Source organism: Janthinobacterium sp. SUN120 (genome assembly GCF_030397735.1).
In the GTDB taxonomy this organism is placed as follows: Bacteria; Pseudomonadota; Gammaproteobacteria; order Burkholderiales; family Burkholderiaceae_D; genus Janthinobacterium; species Janthinobacterium kumbetense.
In genome coordinates, this window is record NZ_JAPUBW010000002.1 from 1 (window position 1) to 17,344 (window position 17,344).

The window sequence follows — 17,344 nt, forward strand, 5'->3', positions numbered from 1 at the left end:
CGCATAGTCGGCGTAGCCGATCGCCAGCGGAGCATAGGGATTGTCCAAGCCGCTGCGCAGCGCCTGGTACTGGCTCAGGAATTCCTTGACCAGCAGGTCCATCGACCAGCCGTCCGAAGCGATGTGGTGCATATTAAACAGCAGCATGCCCTCCTCCTCGCCCAGCAGGATGAAGCTGGCGCGCAGCATCACGTCGCGCGCCAGGTCGAACGGCGCCTGGGCATCGGCCAGCGCCAGCTGCTGCGCGGCCTGTTCCCGCGCGCCGGCGTCGAGCTGCGTCAGGTCGCTCACCCGGATAGCGAATTCCACCTGCTCGCGGATCACCTGCCGCAATTGCTCGTCTTCGCCTGCGAACACCGTGCGCAGCGGCTCGTGCCGCGCGATGATGCGCCGGAACGCCTGCTCGGCGGCGGCAACGTCGAAGCGGCCCGTCACGCGCAGGGCGGACGGCATGTTGTAGTGCACGCTGCCGCCGTCGATCCGGTCCAGCAGCCACAGGCGCTGCTGCGCAAACGACAGGGGCAGCGCTGCGCCACGCGCCTGCGCCGTAACCTGCGGGCGGATGGGCGTGCCCGCACTGCGGTCGATAGCACCGGCCAGCGCCGCTAGCACGGCGTTGGCGAACAAGTCCTTGATGCTCAACTCGACACCGAGCGTCTGACGCACTTGCGCCGCCAGACGCACGGCCAGCAGCGAGTGGCCGCCCAGCGCAAAGAAATTTGCCTGCACGCCGATCTGGCCGGCGTCGAGATTCAGCAGGCCCGCCCAGATCGCGGCGAGGGCTATTTCGCTCGCGGTCTGCGGCGCCACGTATTCCTGCTGCGAGGCGCCCGCATCCGCGGCGGGCAAGGCCTTCCGGTCCACTTTGCCGTTGGGCGTCAGCGGCAAGGCATCGAGCACCATCCATGCCGTTGGCACCATGTAATCGGGAAGCTGCGCCTGCAATTGCGCCTGCAACTGCGCGACCGACAATTGCGCATCCAGCCCGGCCACCACATACGCCACCAGCCGCTTGTCGCCGGGGACATCCTCGCGCATGGCGACCACTGACTCGCGCACGTCCGCGCAGGCCAGCAGCTGGCTTTCGATTTCCCCCAGCTCGATACGGAAACCGCGCAGTTTCACCTGATCGTCGATGCGGCCGGCGAATTCCAGGCTGCCGTCCGCCAGATGGCGCACCAGATCGCCCGTCTTGTACAGACGCGAACCGGGCTCGCCAAACGGATTGGCAATGAATTTTTCGGCCGTCAGCTCGGAACGGTTCAGGTAGCCGCGCGCCAGGCCCACGCCGCCGACGTGCAATTCCCCCAGCACGCCAACCGGCACCGGGTTCAGGCAGCGGTCCAGCACATAGAGCTGGGTGTTGGCAATCGGGCGGCCAATCGTGATGACCTGGCCGGGCCGCAGTTCGGCCGTGCTGACCCAGACCGTGCTTTCGGTCGGCCCGTAGGCATTGAACACCCGGCATACCGACAGCCACGGCGCCACAACCTGCGCGCCGCAGGTTTCGCCCGCCAGCACCAGGGCCTCCAGCGCATAGCCCGCGCCACTGTCCAGGTGCGGCAACAGCGCTGGCGGCAAGGTCGCATGCGTGATGCCGTGCTCGCGCAGGAAGGTCTGGATCGCGGCCGGATTGTGCCGCTGTTCCTCCGTGCAGACATGGAAGGCGGCGCCGCGCAGCAGCGCCATGATCCATTCGAAGGTCGCCGCGTCGAAGCTCAGCGATGCGAAGCCGAGCACGCGGCTATCGTCGGCCACGCCGAACATGGCCTGCTGGCTGACCGCCAGGTTACAGGCGCCGCGATGCGCGATCTGCACGCCCTTCGGCTGCCCGGTCGAGCCGGATGTGTAGATCACGTAGGCCAGATGGGCAGGCTGCACCGCTGTGCGCGGATTGTCGCGGCGATAACCGGACAGCGCCTGCCAGCCGCTGTCCAGGCTGACCACCTTGGCACCGTCGAGCGGCAGATTGGCCTGCAGTTGCGGCTGGATCAGCACCACTGGAGGCCGGGAGTCGCCCAGCATATAGGCCAGCCGCTCGCGCGGATAGGCCGGGTCCAGCGGTACGTAGGCGCCGCCGGCCTTGAGGATGGCCAGCACGCCAACCACCATCTCGATGCCGCGCTCGACGCACAGTCCCACCAGCGTGTCGGCCGCCACGCCCTGTTCCAGCAGGCAGTGCGCCAGCTGGTTGGTGCGCTCGTTCAGTTCGCGATAGGTCAGCGAACGGTCTTCGCACACCAGCGCCACCTTGTCGGGCGTGCGTTCGGCCTGTTCCTCGAACAGCTGGTGGATGCACTGCTCATGCGGGTAGGCCGCTTCGGTCGCGTTGAGTTCATGCAGCAGGTAGTGCCGCTCATCGTCGCCCAGCAGCGGCAGGTCGTAGACCGGCGTCTGCGGCGCCGCCGCAATACCCTGCAGCAACCGGTCGTAATGCGCGGCCAGCCTGGCGACCGTGGCCGCGTCGAACAGATCGACGTTGTAGTCGATCGACAGCGACAGGCCGTTCTCGTCTTCGCTGGCATGGAAGGTCAATTCGTACTTGGCCGCCACGTCCTGCCCGGACACCAGGCTGAATTGCGCGTCGTCCAGACTGACCGCCGCCACCGTACTCGCCTCGTCCATGCCCATGCTGAACATGATCTGGAACAGCGGGCTGTATTGCGTGCTGCGCTGGGGATTGATGCGCTCGACCAGATACTCGAACGGTACGTCCTGCCGGCTTTGCGCGTCGAGGTTGACCGCCTTGACCTGCTCCAGGTACTGGTCGAAGCGCGGGTTGCCCGACACGTCGGTGCGCAGCACCAGTGTGTTGACGAAGAAGCCGATGAGCTCTTCCAGCTCCTTCTGCAGCCGGTTGGCCACCGGCGTGCCGATCACGATGTCGCTGCTGTTGCCGTGCCGCGCCAGCAGCACGCTCAGCGCGGCGTGCAGCACCATGAACAGCGTGGCCTGCTGGTCCTGGGCCAGCTGTTTCAGACACTCATGAACGGCCTTGCCCACGGCGAAGCGGTGGCGCGCACCACGGAAGCTTTGGTGCCCCGGGCGGGCGCGGTCCAGCGGCAGATTGTGCACCGGCGGCAGGCCGGCCAGCTGACTGTCCCAATAACCAAGCTGCTCTTCCAGCACCGGCCCGGCCAGCCAGTCGCGCTGCCATTGCGCATAGTCGGCGTAGCCGATCGCCAGCGGAGCATAGGGATTGTCCAAGCCGCTGCGCAGCGCCTGGTACTGGCTCAGGAATTCCTTGACCAACAGGTCCATCGACCAGCCGTCCGAAGCGATGTGGTGCATATTAAACAGCAGCATGCCCTCCTCCTCGCCCAGCAGGATGAAGCTGGCGCGCAGCATCACGTCGCGCGCCAGGTCGAATGGCGCCCGGGCATCGGCCAGCGCCAGCTGCCGCGCGGCCTGTTCCCGCGCACCGGCGTCGAGCTGCGTCAGGTCGCTCACCCGGATAGCGAATTCCACCTGCTCGCGGATCACCTGCCGCAATTGTTCGTCTTCGCCTGCGAACACCGTGCGCAGCGGCTCGTGCCGCGCGATGATGCGCCAGAGCGCCTGCTCGGCGGCGGCAACGTCGAAGCGGCCCGTCACGCGCAGGGCGGACGGCATGTTGTAGTGCACGCTGCCGCCGTCGATCCGGTCCAGCAGCCACAGGCGCTGCTGCGCAAACGACAGGGGCAGCGCTGCGCCACGCGCCTGCGCCGTAACCTGCGGGCGGATGGGCGTGCCCGCACTGCGGTCGATAGCACCGGCCAGCGCCGCTAGCACGGCGTTGGCGAACAAGTCCTTGATGCTCAACTCGACACCGAGCGTCTGACGCACTTGCGCCGCCAGACGCACGGCCAGCAGCGAGTGGCCGCCCAGCGCAAAGAAATTTGCCTGCACGCCGATCTGGCCGGCGTCGAGATTCAGCAGGCCCGCCCAGATCGCGGCGAGGGCTATTTCGCTCGCGGTCTGCGGCGCCACGTATTCCTGCTGCGAGGCGCCCGCATCCGCGGCGGGCAAGGCCTTCCGGTCCACTTTGCCGTTGGGCGTCAGCGGCAAGGCATCGAGCACCATCCATGCCGTTGGCACCATGTAATCGGGAATCTGCGCCTGCAATTGCGCCTGCAACTGCGCGACCGACAATTGCGCATCCGGCCCGGCCACCACATACGCCACCAGCCGCTTGTCGCCGGGGACATCCTCGCGCGCGACGACCACTGCCTCGCGCACGTCCGCGCAGGCCAGCAGCTGGCTTTCGATTTCCCCTAGCTCGATACGGAAACCGCGCAGCTTCACCTGAAAATCTCGGCGTCCTTTATATTCGATCCTGCCATCGGAGCTCCAGCGGGCCAGGTCTCCCGTCTTGAACAGGCGATCGGCCGGATCGTCGGAGAATGGATTGCCAATGAACCGTGCCCCGGTCAAAGCAGTATCACCCAGATAGTCACGCGCCAGACAATCACCACCTATATACATCTCGCCGATAACCCCCTGCGCCACCAGCTTGTGCCAGGCGTCCAGCAAGTAGACCTTGCAATTCGCAATCGGGCGGCCAATCGGAACTAGCCAGCTATCGGTATCGGACTGCGCGGCCTCAATATCGGTTTCCAGCGCGGGGTGTTGGACGCCCTTCGGCTCGATCAGCTCCTGGGCGATACGCAATTGATCGTCCAGGACCTCCTTGATGCTGGCCAGCGTCGTCAATGGGTTCGACAGCACCACGCGGAACACCGACAGCGGTGCGTCGGCAACCGCAGGCAGCAGTATCCTGGTGCGCGAGACAAAGGTCTTTCCCTGGTCGAACTGCAGCTTCTGGATACGCTCGACGGCATCGCTGATCGCCTCGTGCTCGTCGGCCGTATAACCCTGCCCTTTCTTGCCGCGCAGGTGAGAGGGCAGATAACGGTAATTGACGATGTTGAGTTCAGGCTGGCCGCCCGCCAGCTCGAAGCAAGGAGACTGCTCGATCGTGCGAACCAGGCTCAGGGTCTTTTCCATGCTCTGGTCAATCAGCCAGGCGTAGCCCTGCTTTGAAATCAGACGCAGGCTAGCATGCAAGAACAAGGCATTCGCCGGCCGCGAACCTTCCAGCGAATATTGACCGAGGTCGTAGCTTCCCTGCTGGGCCTGATATTCGGCGTGGGTGGCAATCGCGGCGACGCCACTTGTGTCACGGAACAGGCACAGACTGATGCCCTGCGGGAGGAACAGCTGCTTATGCGGGCACAGGGTGAGCGAATCGGCGTGCTCGATGCCGGCAAGCTTGCAGCGGTGCTTCGCCGAGAACTGGAATGCGCCGCCCCAGGCAGCATCGACATGAAAGTGGATGCCATGCCGCTGCGCCATTGCCGCGATCTGCTCAAGCGGATCGATGGTGCCGGTTTCGGTCGCGCCGGCCACGCCGACGATGGCGAGGATCAGGTAGTTCATCTGGCGGCACACCTCGATGCATCGCTCCAGGTCCGCCATCGACATGCGCTGGCGGTCGTCCTGCGCGACCTCGATGAAGCTCTCCTGGCCGATACCAAATACGCTGATGGCCTTCTTGATGGAGTAATGCAGCAAGCGCGTTCCCAGAATCACGCCGCGCTCAAAGCCCAGGGCGGCCAATGACTTCTGGTATCCCTCCCTCACCAGATCGCTCTTCTGGATGCCACGGCCCAGCAAGGCCCGATTGCGCGCATACCAGAGGGCGGTGACGTTGGCAACGCTGCCGCCACCGACCACCACGCCAAATACATGCGCAGGGTCCTGACAATAGCCGGCGTAGTAGTTGTCCTCCAGACCGAAGAACAGCTGGTGCATCGAAGCGAGCACCTGGCGCTCCAGGAAGGTCATTCCCTTCGACGTCTCGATCTTCACCACGTTCTGATTGAGCTGCGTGATCAGCCGGCCGATCTCGGTGACAAAGCTGGGCAGTTTGGACGTCATGTGTCCAATGAAGCGGTCGGACGACACATCGATCAGGTTGGGGAGGACTTGTTCATTGACGCTGCGCGCATACTCGTCCAGCGGCATGGGCCGATCTGGAATGGCGGCGTGCCCGAACGAGGCAGCCAGTTCGCCGATGCTCAGCGCCGGCCAGACGGGCGCGCCGGACTGGCCCATACCCCATGCCAGCGCTGGATTGCAGGGTGGCTGCCCCTGCTCCACAAAGTACTGCATCAAATCGGGATGGTCGGACAGGGGCGCAAATTCAAAGCAGGTTGCATCGGCTCCGACCTCGGTGGAACCGTACAGATTGAGCAGGCGGGTGCCCGGCAGGCAGCGCCGGAATGCCCTGGCGGTGCGCAGCGTCAACGCTTCGCCGCTCGACACCACATAACGCAGGCCCCGCAACTGCGGCGCAATCGCGTCGTCGAGCAGCACTTGCAGCAGCGAGGGCACGACCGTCAGCCGCGTCACGCGGCCGGCGCAAATCGCCTCGGACAAACTGGCAGGGTCCCTGACCTGTTCGGCGGGGATCACCAGCAGCGGCAATCCGCACAACAAGGGCTGGAACACTTCGGCCACGTGGTCGACAAAGGCAATCGTGGTCTTTTGGCAGAACACCTCGTCGGCGGCCGGATGCGCATGACGCTCCATCCAGCGCAGCCGGTTGACCATTGCCCGGTGTCCGCCGCGCACGCCCTTGGGCCGGCCGGTCGAGCCGGAGGTATAAATCACGTACGCGGTGCTGCCGGCATCGCCCTGCTGCACCGGATTGTCCGGCGATTCGCCGACCAGCTCCTGCCACTGGCTGTCCAGGCAGAATACGCCGCCCGCCACTTGCGGCAGGTCCGCACGCAGATGTTCCTGGGTCAGGATCACGGCGGGCGCCGCGTTCGAGACCATATAGGCCAGGCGTTCCTGCGGATTGGCGGGATCGAGCGGCAAGTAGGCGCCGCCCGCCTTGAGTACGCCAAGCATGCCGGCCACCATGTCAGCGCAGCGTTCGACGCACAGCCCGACCACGGTATCCTGGCCCACGCCCCGCCTGCGCAGGTAGTGGGCCAGACGGTTGGCCCGCTCGTTGAGCTCGCGGTAGCTCAGTACCTGGCCTTCAAATTGAACGGCCGGATTCCCAGGCGTTCGCGCCACCTGCGCCTCGAACAGCGCGTGCAGCGTGTGGTCGTGCTCATAGTCTTGCGCGGTCTGGTTCCACTCGACTAGCAATTGGCGCCGCTCGCGCTCTGCCAACATGTCCAGCTCGCACACCGGCGCATGCGGATTGGCGACGATCGCTTCCAGCAGGAGCACGAAATGGCCGACCATCCGCTCAATGGTGGCGCGCTCGAACAGGTCGGTGTTGTATTCGATGTCGCCGCGTAGTCCATCGGGCGACTCCGCCAGCGTCAGGGTCAGATCGAACTTGGCCCCATTCTGCTCGCGCTCGACCAGCTGCAGTTCCAGCCCTGGCAATTCCAGCTTGTCCATCGGCGCGTTCTGCAACACGAACATCACCTGGAACAGCGGGCTGTAGCTGCCATGACGTTCGGGTTTCAAGGCTTCCACCAGCTGTTCGAACGGCACGTCCTGGTGCGCGTAGGCGTCCAGCGTGCTGGCCCTGACTTGTTCGAGCAGCGCATTGAAACTGCTGGCCCCATCGACCTGCGTGCGCAGCACCAGCGTATTGGCGAAGAAGCCGATCAGAGGCTCGACCTCCGCCCGCTGTCGGTTAGCGATCGGGGTGCCGATGCAGATGTCGTCCTGGCCGGCGTAGCGGCTTAGCAGGATACTGAACGCCGCCGTCAGGGTCATGAACAGCGTGCCCTGGGTCTGCTGGCCAAGCCGATGCAGCGCGGCACTGGTCTGCGCCCCGATGGCCACCCGCACGCTGGCGCCTTGGTAGGTCTGCATCGGGGGACGCGGACGGTCGGTGGGCAGCGTGAGCAGCGTCGGCGCGCCGCGCAGTTGCACCTTCCAGTACGCCAGTTGATGCTGCAGCACCTCGCCCTCCAGCCACTGGCGCTGCCAGTGCGCGTAGTCGGCATACTGGACCGCCAGCTCCGGCAGCAACGGCGCCGCCGCGCCGACGAAGGCGCTGTACAGGGCCGCCACTTCCCTGACCAGCACCCCCATCGACCAGCCGTCCGCGACGATATGGTGTACGGTCAGCAGGAACATATGCTCGCTTTCGCCAAGGGCGATCAGCCTGGTGCGCAGCAGCGGCCCGGTGTGCAGGTCGAACGGAGCCTGCGCCTCGTCCTGCGCCAGCCATTCGGTCTTGGCACGGCGCTCGCTGGACGACAGCGCGCCCAGATCGGTGACCGGGATCGCCAGCCGCAGCTCGGGAGCGATGACCTGCACAGGCATGCCGTCGGCGGTATCGAAGGTGGTGCGCAATGCCTCGTGACGGTGCACCACCTCGTTCAGCGTGCGCTCAAGCGCAGCGCGGTCCAGACGTCCCAGCAAGCGCAGGCACACCGGAATATGGTAGATCGCGCTGCCCTGCACGATCCGGTCGATGAACCAGAGGCGCTGCTGGGCAAACGAGGTCTGGCAGCGGTTCGCGGCCCGCCGCGGCATCGCCGGCGCAGGGCTGAGCAGGGCCAGAATCTCGTCCTTGTGCGCCTTCAGAGCCGCCAGGATGTCCGGAGTCACGATGTCGCCCGGCGCCTTGAACTTGATCTTCCGGTCGACGACATGCAATTCGACGGAACGGCGCCTGAAAAAGGCCAACAACTCCCGAGCATTCATACGGTTCTCTCTCTAGCAAAAGTCTTCTTGTATGGGCAAAGCGGCGGAAATGGCAAGCCCGACGGCGCACACGTTTCCGTGTCCGGCCGTCGAGCAGACATTGCCCTGCTTCAGGGCATCAGGCGAAGCATTCGCTGGAGTCGGTAGGTTCGGTCTGCCGGTTGTCCTGCTTGCGCAACAGGAAATCACCGATGACCAGGAAATCGATTTCCGTCCTGAGGAAGGTCTTGATCGCGTCCTCGGGCGTGCAGACGATAGGTTCGCGGTCATTGAAGGAGGTGTTAAGCAGAAGCGGCACGCCCGTTTTTTGCTTGAAGCTAGCGATCAGCGCGTGGTATCGGGGATTGACCCGCTGGTCCACCGCCTGGATGCGGCTGGTCCCGTCGACGTGAACGACCGCCGGAATCAGCGCGCGCTTGCTTTCCTGGACCGGATAGGCCATCAGCATGTACTGGGCGCTGATGGCGTCCTTGCTGGTGACAAACCACTCCTTGACGTCTTCGGCCAGCACGCTTGGGCAGAACGGACGATGGTCCTCGCGGTGCTTGACCAGACGGTTCATGCGCTTGACCATCTCCGGATTGCGCGGGTCAGCCAGCAGGCTGCGGTTGCCCAGTGCACGCGGGCCAAATTCCATGCGACCCTGGAACCAGCCGACCACCTGGCCGTGGCTGATCAGGGTCGCCACCTCGTCCACCAACTGCCCAGGCGTGCTGTAGACCACGCCGAGTTCGTCTAGCGATTCGCGTATCTCGGCTTGATTGAACTCGGGACCAAGATAGGTGTCGCGCGTATGGAAGGCGCTGCCGCCCTTGCCGCGGAACAGCTCGTGATACACATGCAGCGCCGCGCCCAGCGAGGTGCCGGCGTCATTGGCCGCTGGCTGGACAAAGATCTGCTCGAAGGGGCCTTGTTCGAATATCGCCGTGTTGGTGACGCAGTTCAGCGCGACGCCGCCGGCCAGGCACAACTGCCTGGAGCCGGTCAGCTCATGGGCGTGATGGGCCAGGTTCAACAGGATTTCGGTGGTGATCTTTTGCACTCCAGCGGCCACATCCATGTAGTCGCGCGAGACTGGCTGGTAACTGCCGATCATGGGCAGGCCGAACAACTGTTCGAGCGCCGAAAAGTCGTCGGAACGGAACTGGCACAGGTCGGCATCGAGCTTGAAGCCACCCTTGGTGACGTCGATGAAGCTGCGGTACTGGCTATAGAAGCGCTCAGCGTCACCGAACGACGCCAGGCTCATCACCTTACAGGCATCATACTCGGACATGCCAAGATACTGGGAGATTTTCTCCCAAAGGAAGCCCAGCGAATGCGGGTAACCGATCTGCTCAAGCACGCTGATCCGTTCATCCCTGCCCAACGCCAGCGTGGTCGACTCAATCTCACCGATGCCGTCCACGGAAATGATCGCACTGTCTTGGAAGGAGGAAGGGAAAAATGCGGAAGCCGCGTGCGCCATGCTGTGGTCGACGAACACGAATTCGCCGCGGAAGCCCATCTCGCGGAAGCGGGACGGAATGCCCATCAGCTTGTCGTGGAACAACGTCTCGCCGGCCCGGCTGCCCCAGCTGCCGTCGATGACCTTGTCGTCGGCGATGAGGTTGTGCTCCAACCGCTTCGGCGGATTGAAAGAGAAGGCGATATAGTCGACCTGGGAGAGCGCCACGCTGCCCATCTTCAGGCAATAATTGAGCGCACCGACAGGCAGCTCGTCGGAATTGCTGACCAGCGCAGGCTTAGCGTGCTTGATCCGGTTGATACGTTCCTCTTCGATCGCCGCGACGATGCCGCGCTCCGTCACCAGGGCCACCGACGATTCATGGTATGCACAATTGACGCCTAAGATGTAAACCGACATAAATTCTTCTACCTTTCACTGAAACTCACTGTACGAAGGCCGGCCCGGCGATAACCGAAGTGCCGCTGCACGCTAGCGAACCTGGGTGAGGCGGCGTTCCATCTTGCGGAACCAGCCGGTCAACCAGATCGGGGGAATCTTTGACTCGGCAATCACATCGAAGGCCAATCCGCCGAAATAATCTCGCGCGGAAACCGGTGTCAGGCGAACGAAGTCCGCGCGCCACCAGAAGTTGACATTGACGTTGAAATCACCGAGGTGCTTGAAAGTGTGATACCAGTAAGCAGGGATGAACAACAGATCGCCTGCCTTGAGCGTTCCCTCGTAACCCTCCAGTTCGGAGAAGCGCGGGAATTGGTGGTGATCGACGTCTTCGACGTTGACCTGTGAAAAGGTGTAGGGATGGCCGTTCGAGTGCAGGTAGGGGTAGACCTGGCCCATCAGCTCGGGAGAGTAAAGTTGCACCTGCTTGCTGCCGGCGACCTGGGCATTGAGGTTGTGCAGGCAGTTGCCATCGTAATGCAGGTGGGAGCGGACGCCTTTCGCGCTGACCCACAGGGCCGCGCTGTCGAGCCTGGATTGCGGCACATAGGCGGGCACGTCGTAGTCGGCGCGCAGCTCGGCAAACGCATCGTTCCAGACGCCCTCGCGCAGGATGCCGAGTTCTTCGGCGCCGGCAAGATAACGGTATGCTTCCGGTGACGTGGTCAGCAGCTTCAGCAATTGGCCAAACGCCATCTGCTCGCCGTCATCAGTGCGGCCGCGCCCGATGATGCGCCGGCCAAGATGGCCCAGCAGCCGCAACAACAAGGGGCGACTCCATTCGGCGCGCATGCGCTCGAAATCGGGATGGAAATGGGTGGACGAAGTCCTGACGCCGATGCGCAAGTCACCTATTTTTTTTGTCAGATAATCAGGTGTCCAGCTGGCGCAGGCATTCCATCCCTGCACCGCGTCTTCGACGATGACGGGCCGGTCGCGCAAGATGGCGGTTTCAAAATCATGTTTCGAAAAATTCCGGACCCGTTCAATCGGGAGAAAATTTACTGCCATCAATAAGGCACCTGAAAAAATTTCAAATAGCGCAAAACTGATAAGAATGCGCCCCCCTTTGAGCCCCCCACTTTGAGCACCCAGTATCGGAGGACTTAGGGGGCGGTCATGTCGCGGTTAGCCTTCGACGTTTCAGCAACGATGAATCAGGCCAACTTTCAGATTTGAAAAGATTGTATTATATTGTACTATTTAAAGCAATGTAAAAACAGCTAGAAAATATTGCGATAAAGGGTTGCGCCCACAGCCCGATTTCGCTTGGGTACGCCTGAAATGGCGGCATGGCGCTCCCGGCCGGCCATGCGGACATACTGGGAATTTTTTTACTTTTTGGAGGGATGGCAAGGAATGGCTTCGGACACGCTTAATACAGCTTCATCGGCAAAGGTTAACCCATTAAAGAAGACCATATTTTCTGTGGAGGGAAAGCAGACCAGCCCCTCACTCAATGAGTATTACATTACGCAGGCAGCCGAGGTGGGGGGATTGGCGGACCTGCTGTCGGTCCAGAGCGGCTACAGGAAGCGCGATGACAGCGCGTTGTCGATGACCATACTGACCGATTCCTTCGAATACAAGTCCATCGACCAGGTCATTCCTCTTCAGCCCGAGCAGGTGTTCTTTATGGATTACACCAACCTGGACGATATCAAAGGGCGCCATGTGCTTGAGGTCGGGCTCGGCTCCGGGGTACTGAGCATTTTTTGCCTGCTCAATGGCGCCAGCTACTGCTCCGGCCTTGAAATCAATCCAAGGGCAAAAATACTGACTGGCTTCAATTGCGTGCTAAATGGCGTTGGGGATCGCTTGAATATTATCGACGGCGACGCGAAAGACATCTTTTCCCCCCTGCGCGACAAACAGTTTGACTTCATTTATTCCAATCCGCCGTTCGAACCGACTCCTCCCGGCATGGAATACTACTTTAATTCCGCCGCCGGAATTTATGGCCTGACTTTTGTCGAGGAACTGCTCAAGGGAATAAACGGCGTGCTCAATGATGGCGGGACATTCCAGATGGTGACCATGGCCCCTGGCGACCGCCATTCGCCCTTCATGCTGCATGAAATGATCGAACAATATCTGCCCGGTGCCGAAGTGGAAATCGTACTGGACCTGCAGCCCATCAGCTACGCGGGCTTTGTCGACCGTTTCGTGGATATTTTCAAGGAAGACAACGCCACGATCGATCAAATGAAAGACGAGGCTGCGCGCCGCGGCGTCACCCACCTGCATATGCTGATACTCAAATACAAAAAAGGCATGCAGGGGGGAGTGAAGACCAGCTGGGCCAGAAAGACCTACGAATCGTGGCAGTCCCCGTTGGGCACGACGAATGAGCTCTACCTTGAAGTCGCATAAGCGCAGCGCGGACAGGGCGTCTTTCCGCAGATGCGAAACGACGATTTCGGGCTGATTGGAGCGCCTCTCCGGCCTTAATGCCGTTCAGTTAAGAAGCATTCGTGCGATTGAGCGGCGGCCTCCCTCTCAGAGGTCGGGGGCAGACCCACATGGGGTCTGCCCCCAGTTCGCCGCAGTGCAGGGTAAACAATTTCCGTATCGATTAACTTAACGGCATTACTGCCTGGCCTGCCCGGAAAGCAGGCCAGCTGGCCGGTTGGAAGACTGCAACTGACCCTCGCACATGACGATGAGCTTGTCAGCCACGTCGAAGTAACGGTCATCGTGCGAAATCACCACCACGGCCTTCCCCTTCGCTTTCAGCGACGGCAGAATTTCCCGATAGAAGATATCCTTGAAGCTCGGGTCCTGGTCGGCGGCCCACTCATCGAACAGATACAGCTCACGGTCTTCCACAAATGCCGCCACTAGGGCCATCCGCCGCCGCTGCCCGTCGGATAGGGACAGTGTCGAGAAGCGGCCGTCATGGTAGTTGACCTTTTTGTCGAGGCCGAGCTGCTTCAGGTAGTACTCGACCTTCTCCTCTTTATCCTGATCGTGCCCGGCCGCCAGGATGCGGTCGAACAGGTAGTAATCGGAGTAGATCGCGCAGATGCTCTGGCGGTAGGAGTTCATGTTCTCGTTGGTGATGCGCTGCCCGCCAAAATAGATCGCGCCGCCGCTGGCGTGATAATGCAGCGTCAGCAATTTACTCAGCGTCGATTTGCCGGAACCGTTGCCGCCAACGATGAAGGTGATCTCACCTTTGCAAAACTCCAGATTGATCGGCCCGACCGCGAATCCGGCCCCCTCCTCCCCCTCATGCTCGTAGACCACGTGCTCAAACCGTACGCTGTCCCAGGCGCGCGCCTGGTACGCTTCCTGCGCCACCGGTTCCTGCGGCAGCTCGGCCAGCAGCGCGTTGACGCGGCCGATGGCGACCTTGGCGTAGGTGAACCCAGGGATCTTCGACGTCACCGAGCCGATCGGCATGGAGATATACAGCATCACCATCATGATGCTCGACAGGCTCTGCGCGCTGAGCGAATGGTAGCTAACAAAAATGAAGGCAATCGAGCCGAGGAACAGGAAGTTCAGCATCAGGCCATAGTTGGCGGCCGCGCTGTGGATGTTGTTGCCCGGCCGCTGGGCGGCGAGCAGCTCGCTCTCGGTCGCCAGCAGGGCCTGCTTAAAATACGCGTGGCGCTTGTCGTCGCTCAGCTTGAGCTCCTTGAAGCCATGCATGAGTCCATGAACCGAGCGTTGCAGGGAATCGTTGATTTTCGCGACGCGAAAGAAGTAGCGGTCGGCGAAGACGAAGATCAGCTGGTAGCTCAGCACGCCAAAAATGATGCACTTCAACACGAACCAGAACACCGCCGTGTGCACATAGGCGAGAAAGCTCAGCATTCCGATCAGGGTCACCATATCGATCAACATGGTCTGCGCCGTTTGCGCGCCGGTGACCACGGCCGGCATGTCGCTGGCGATCGCCGTGACGAGCCGGGGCAATCCGATCTTTTCGATCGCCGCCAGGGGCGCATGCGCGATGCGGTAGTACATCTGGATGCGCAGCTCGGACGTGGCCGCCATCGATACCCTGGTCATGGTGATGTCGACCCAGGTCCGGGAAGCCCAGATGAACAGCAGCGCCGCAGTAAATATCAGCGCCATCGAGGGGTTGGTGATCTCCATGCCGAACCAGAGCGCGCGGCCCGAGCCTGCGCCTTCGAGCGCGTCCCCTCCGTCCAGCGAGGCCATAACCAGCGGGATCAGCAGCGAGTACACGACCCCGGACAAAATGCCCACGATGATAGAGAAAAAGACCTTGTTGGGCGCGTTCTTGGCGAGTAGGGAAAACAGATTCATCGGGAAGATCCTTGGTGAGACACGGCGCCGGCAGCGGCAAGGCTACGCGCGCGGCCGGCCGTCTCGTCGGGCGCGAGCCGGGTGTATTCGAGCCGGGAGAATGGCTCGACCATGTCGGCATAGTGGCGGCTCGCCACATTGCCGGACTGGCCGGTCGAGTTCATGAATTCATGCACGATACCGCCCTCTCCCAGGCTGAACACCTGGCGAAAGCTGCCCCCCGTCCGTTGTTCAAAGCCTTGCCGGTCGATAAAGATGCTGTCCGCCGCATTGACGGTATTCGGGCTGCCGCCCTGGGCCGTCCCGCGTTCGAACAGGCCATTGAACGGCCGCCATGTGTCTTGCGAGGGATGGGCGTAGACGCCCCGCTGCAACGCGCCCCATCGCCAGTCGGCCATGCTGCGGCTGCCGGTGATCTTGCCAATTTCATCGAGCGCCGCCTGGAGGGCCGGCTGCAGCAGGCCGTCGCAGCCGGCCGCCGTGGCCGGCCGCCATACCGTTCTGCATTCGGCCAGCGCCTGCCGCAGCGCTCGCGTGCCCATCTGCTGGTCCAGGCTGCGCAGATAGCCGCCCTGTTCGGGGCGGTTCCAATACTGCTGCAATTTATCGCCCAGCAGCCGCTTGCGCAAATGGCGCGTCCAGACGTTGAAGATCGCGGCCGGCTGGCTGTCGGCCGCCATCGTGCCATTCCATCCTCGCAGCAGGCCGAGCGCCTTGGCCTGTGCCGCCCCGTCCGGGCGCATCGTCACTAGCTCAGCAGCCAGGGCGGCGGCGTCGAGGTCGACATCGTCGCCCTGGATGCGCTTCATATCGGCTGGGCCGAGCCGCTTTCCGGCCTGCAGGCGCTCCTGGAGTAGTTGCGCGATGCGCTCGGCGCGCGCGGGCGAGGCCCAGTCCCGGCCGATGAAGTCAGAATTGCTGGCGCCGGCTTCCTGCTGATTTGCAGCGACGACAAATCCGGTCGCCGGGTTGTACACCGCAGGCAGGCGCGCGACCGGAACATAACCGGCCCAGGCGAAACGCTGATCCCAGCCGGGCGCCGGCAGCGCGCCGCCGCCTTGCTTCCTGACCGGCACCTTGCCGGCGGCGATAGCGCCAATATTGCCGTCGATGTCGGCATATACCATTTTCAGCGCGGGCGTCGCATGCACGCTCAGCGCTGCGCGGAAGTCCTGCCAGTCGGCGGCGAACTGCAAACGGTACCAAGCCTCATAGCTGGTATCGCCCGAATCAAAGCCGACCCAGCGCAAGGAAACCGGCCGATCGAATCCGGCGAATTGATCCGAGATGAGCGGACCGTTCTTGGTCGCGCGAAGGACCACGCTGACCGTGCGCTGCTGCGCGCCGACCAGGGCACTGCCGCTCTCGGCCCGAACCTGGATGGTCTCCTTGCGCGTCACGAACGGCAGCCACTGCCCCTGCGCCTGGTAGCGGCTAGCATCGTCCGGGTCGGTGTTCTCGAAGTAGACGTCCTGGCTGTCGGCCCGCAGGCTGGCGCCGCCCCAACTGATTCTGTCGTTGCGGCCGAAGATCACCAGGGGTACGCCGACCAGGCTCATCCCAGACACGGCGAGCCGCTCCCCTTTCGCATGCACGGCGTACCACGGCGAGGGGATTTGCAGCTCAAGCTGGAGATCGTTGGCCAGCAGCGCCGCGCCAGCCTCGCCGTGGCGACCGGCCACGGCCCAAGCATTGCCGCCGGCCGCCGTCGGCGCGCCCCACGGCGGCGGTACCAGACCGGCTTCGCGCAGCGGCAACAGCGCGGCGGCACCGGCGTTTTCGCGGGCCTGGTCCATCCTGACGGCGGGAGTGCCCTCCAGCGCGTCACCGGGGAACAGCGTGCGCAACTGCGCCGTAGTCAGGGTCTGGCGCGCCGCTTCGCGCGTCAGGTCGAGCTGGAAGCTTCCGCTGAGATTGAGCGCGAACAGCTTCAGTCTGGCGAGGGAATCGTAGACCGTCCAGCGCTGCGGCGCGATACCGGCCTGCCTGAACTCGACCGGCAATTCGGACTGGGCGGCCATGCCCGCGTTGACGCCGTCGACATACTTCTGCAGCGAGCGCCTGGCCTGGTCGCTCAGCGCCGGCCAGGCGCTCTGCGCGGCGGCATGCAGGTTCAGCGAGCGGTACCAGATATCCTGCTTCAGGGTCTCCCGGCCGAACAGCTCGCTCAGCTCGCCGTGGACGGTGCGGCGCTGCAGTTCCAGTTGCCAGAGTCGGTCCTGCGCATGGGCGTAGCCGATGGCAAAAAACGCATCCTCGTCCGTCCGCGCCCGGATATGCGGCACGCCGTTGACGTCGCGCGCCATGAAGACCGGGGACAGCGCCCCATCCGGAAACAGCTGCATCCGCTCCGGCGGCAGCGTGCTGCCCAGCAGCCGGGTACAAACATAGTAGCCTCCGGACAGCACCAGCAGCACGAGGAGGATAAATCGCGTCAGCAAAGGAAAACGCTTGGACAGCTTCAACAGATTGAACAGATTCAACAAT

At 63.0% G+C, this 17,344-nt stretch carries 6 protein-coding genes; 1 reads left to right on the forward strand and 5 read right to left on the reverse strand.

Annotation, left to right across the window (positions count from 1 at the left end; translation table 11 throughout):
- The 3 genes from O0879_RS09685 to O0879_RS09695 all read right to left on the reverse strand — a co-directional run.
- Positions 1 to 8,667 (reverse strand): non-ribosomal peptide synthetase (locus O0879_RS09685; RefSeq protein ID WP_289916186.1); only part of this gene is annotated, 8,667 nt, incomplete at its 3' end.
- Between the two features lie 118 nt (positions 8,668 to 8,785).
- Positions 8,786 to 10,534 (reverse strand): carbamoyltransferase C-terminal domain-containing protein, encoded by a 1,749-nt coding sequence (locus O0879_RS09690; protein ID WP_289916187.1) that lies wholly within the window; start codon positions 10,532 to 10,534, stop codon positions 8,786 to 8,788.
- A gap of 72 nt (positions 10,535 to 10,606) precedes the next feature.
- Positions 10,607 to 11,587, reverse strand: coding sequence for a cupin-like domain-containing protein (locus O0879_RS09695; protein ID WP_289917851.1), 981 nt, complete (start codon positions 11,585 to 11,587; stop codon positions 10,607 to 10,609).
- 258 nt (positions 11,588 to 11,845) lie between these two features.
- Here O0879_RS09695 and O0879_RS09700 point away from each other — a divergent pair, with 258 nt between their 5' ends.
- On the forward strand, positions 11,846 to 12,949 hold the full coding sequence (locus O0879_RS09700; RefSeq protein ID WP_289916188.1) for a methyltransferase: 1,104 nt from the start codon (positions 11,846 to 11,848) through the stop codon (positions 12,947 to 12,949).
- Positions 12,950 to 13,165: 216 nt separating this feature from the next.
- Here the strand turns inward: O0879_RS09700 and O0879_RS09705 are convergent, their stop codons facing one another.
- Positions 13,166 to 14,857, reverse strand: a complete 1,692-nt coding sequence (locus O0879_RS09705) for a cyclic peptide export ABC transporter (RefSeq protein ID WP_289916190.1) — start codon at positions 14,855 to 14,857, stop codon at positions 13,166 to 13,168.
- Positions 14,854 to 17,340: a penicillin acylase family protein gene (locus tag O0879_RS09710; RefSeq protein ID WP_289916193.1), complete on the reverse strand. Its 2,487-nt coding sequence runs from the start codon at positions 17,338 to 17,340 to the stop codon at positions 14,854 to 14,856. Before O0879_RS09710 ends, O0879_RS09705 begins: the two co-directional genes overlap by 4 nt.
- Between the last annotated feature and the right edge of the window lie 4 nt (positions 17,341 to 17,344).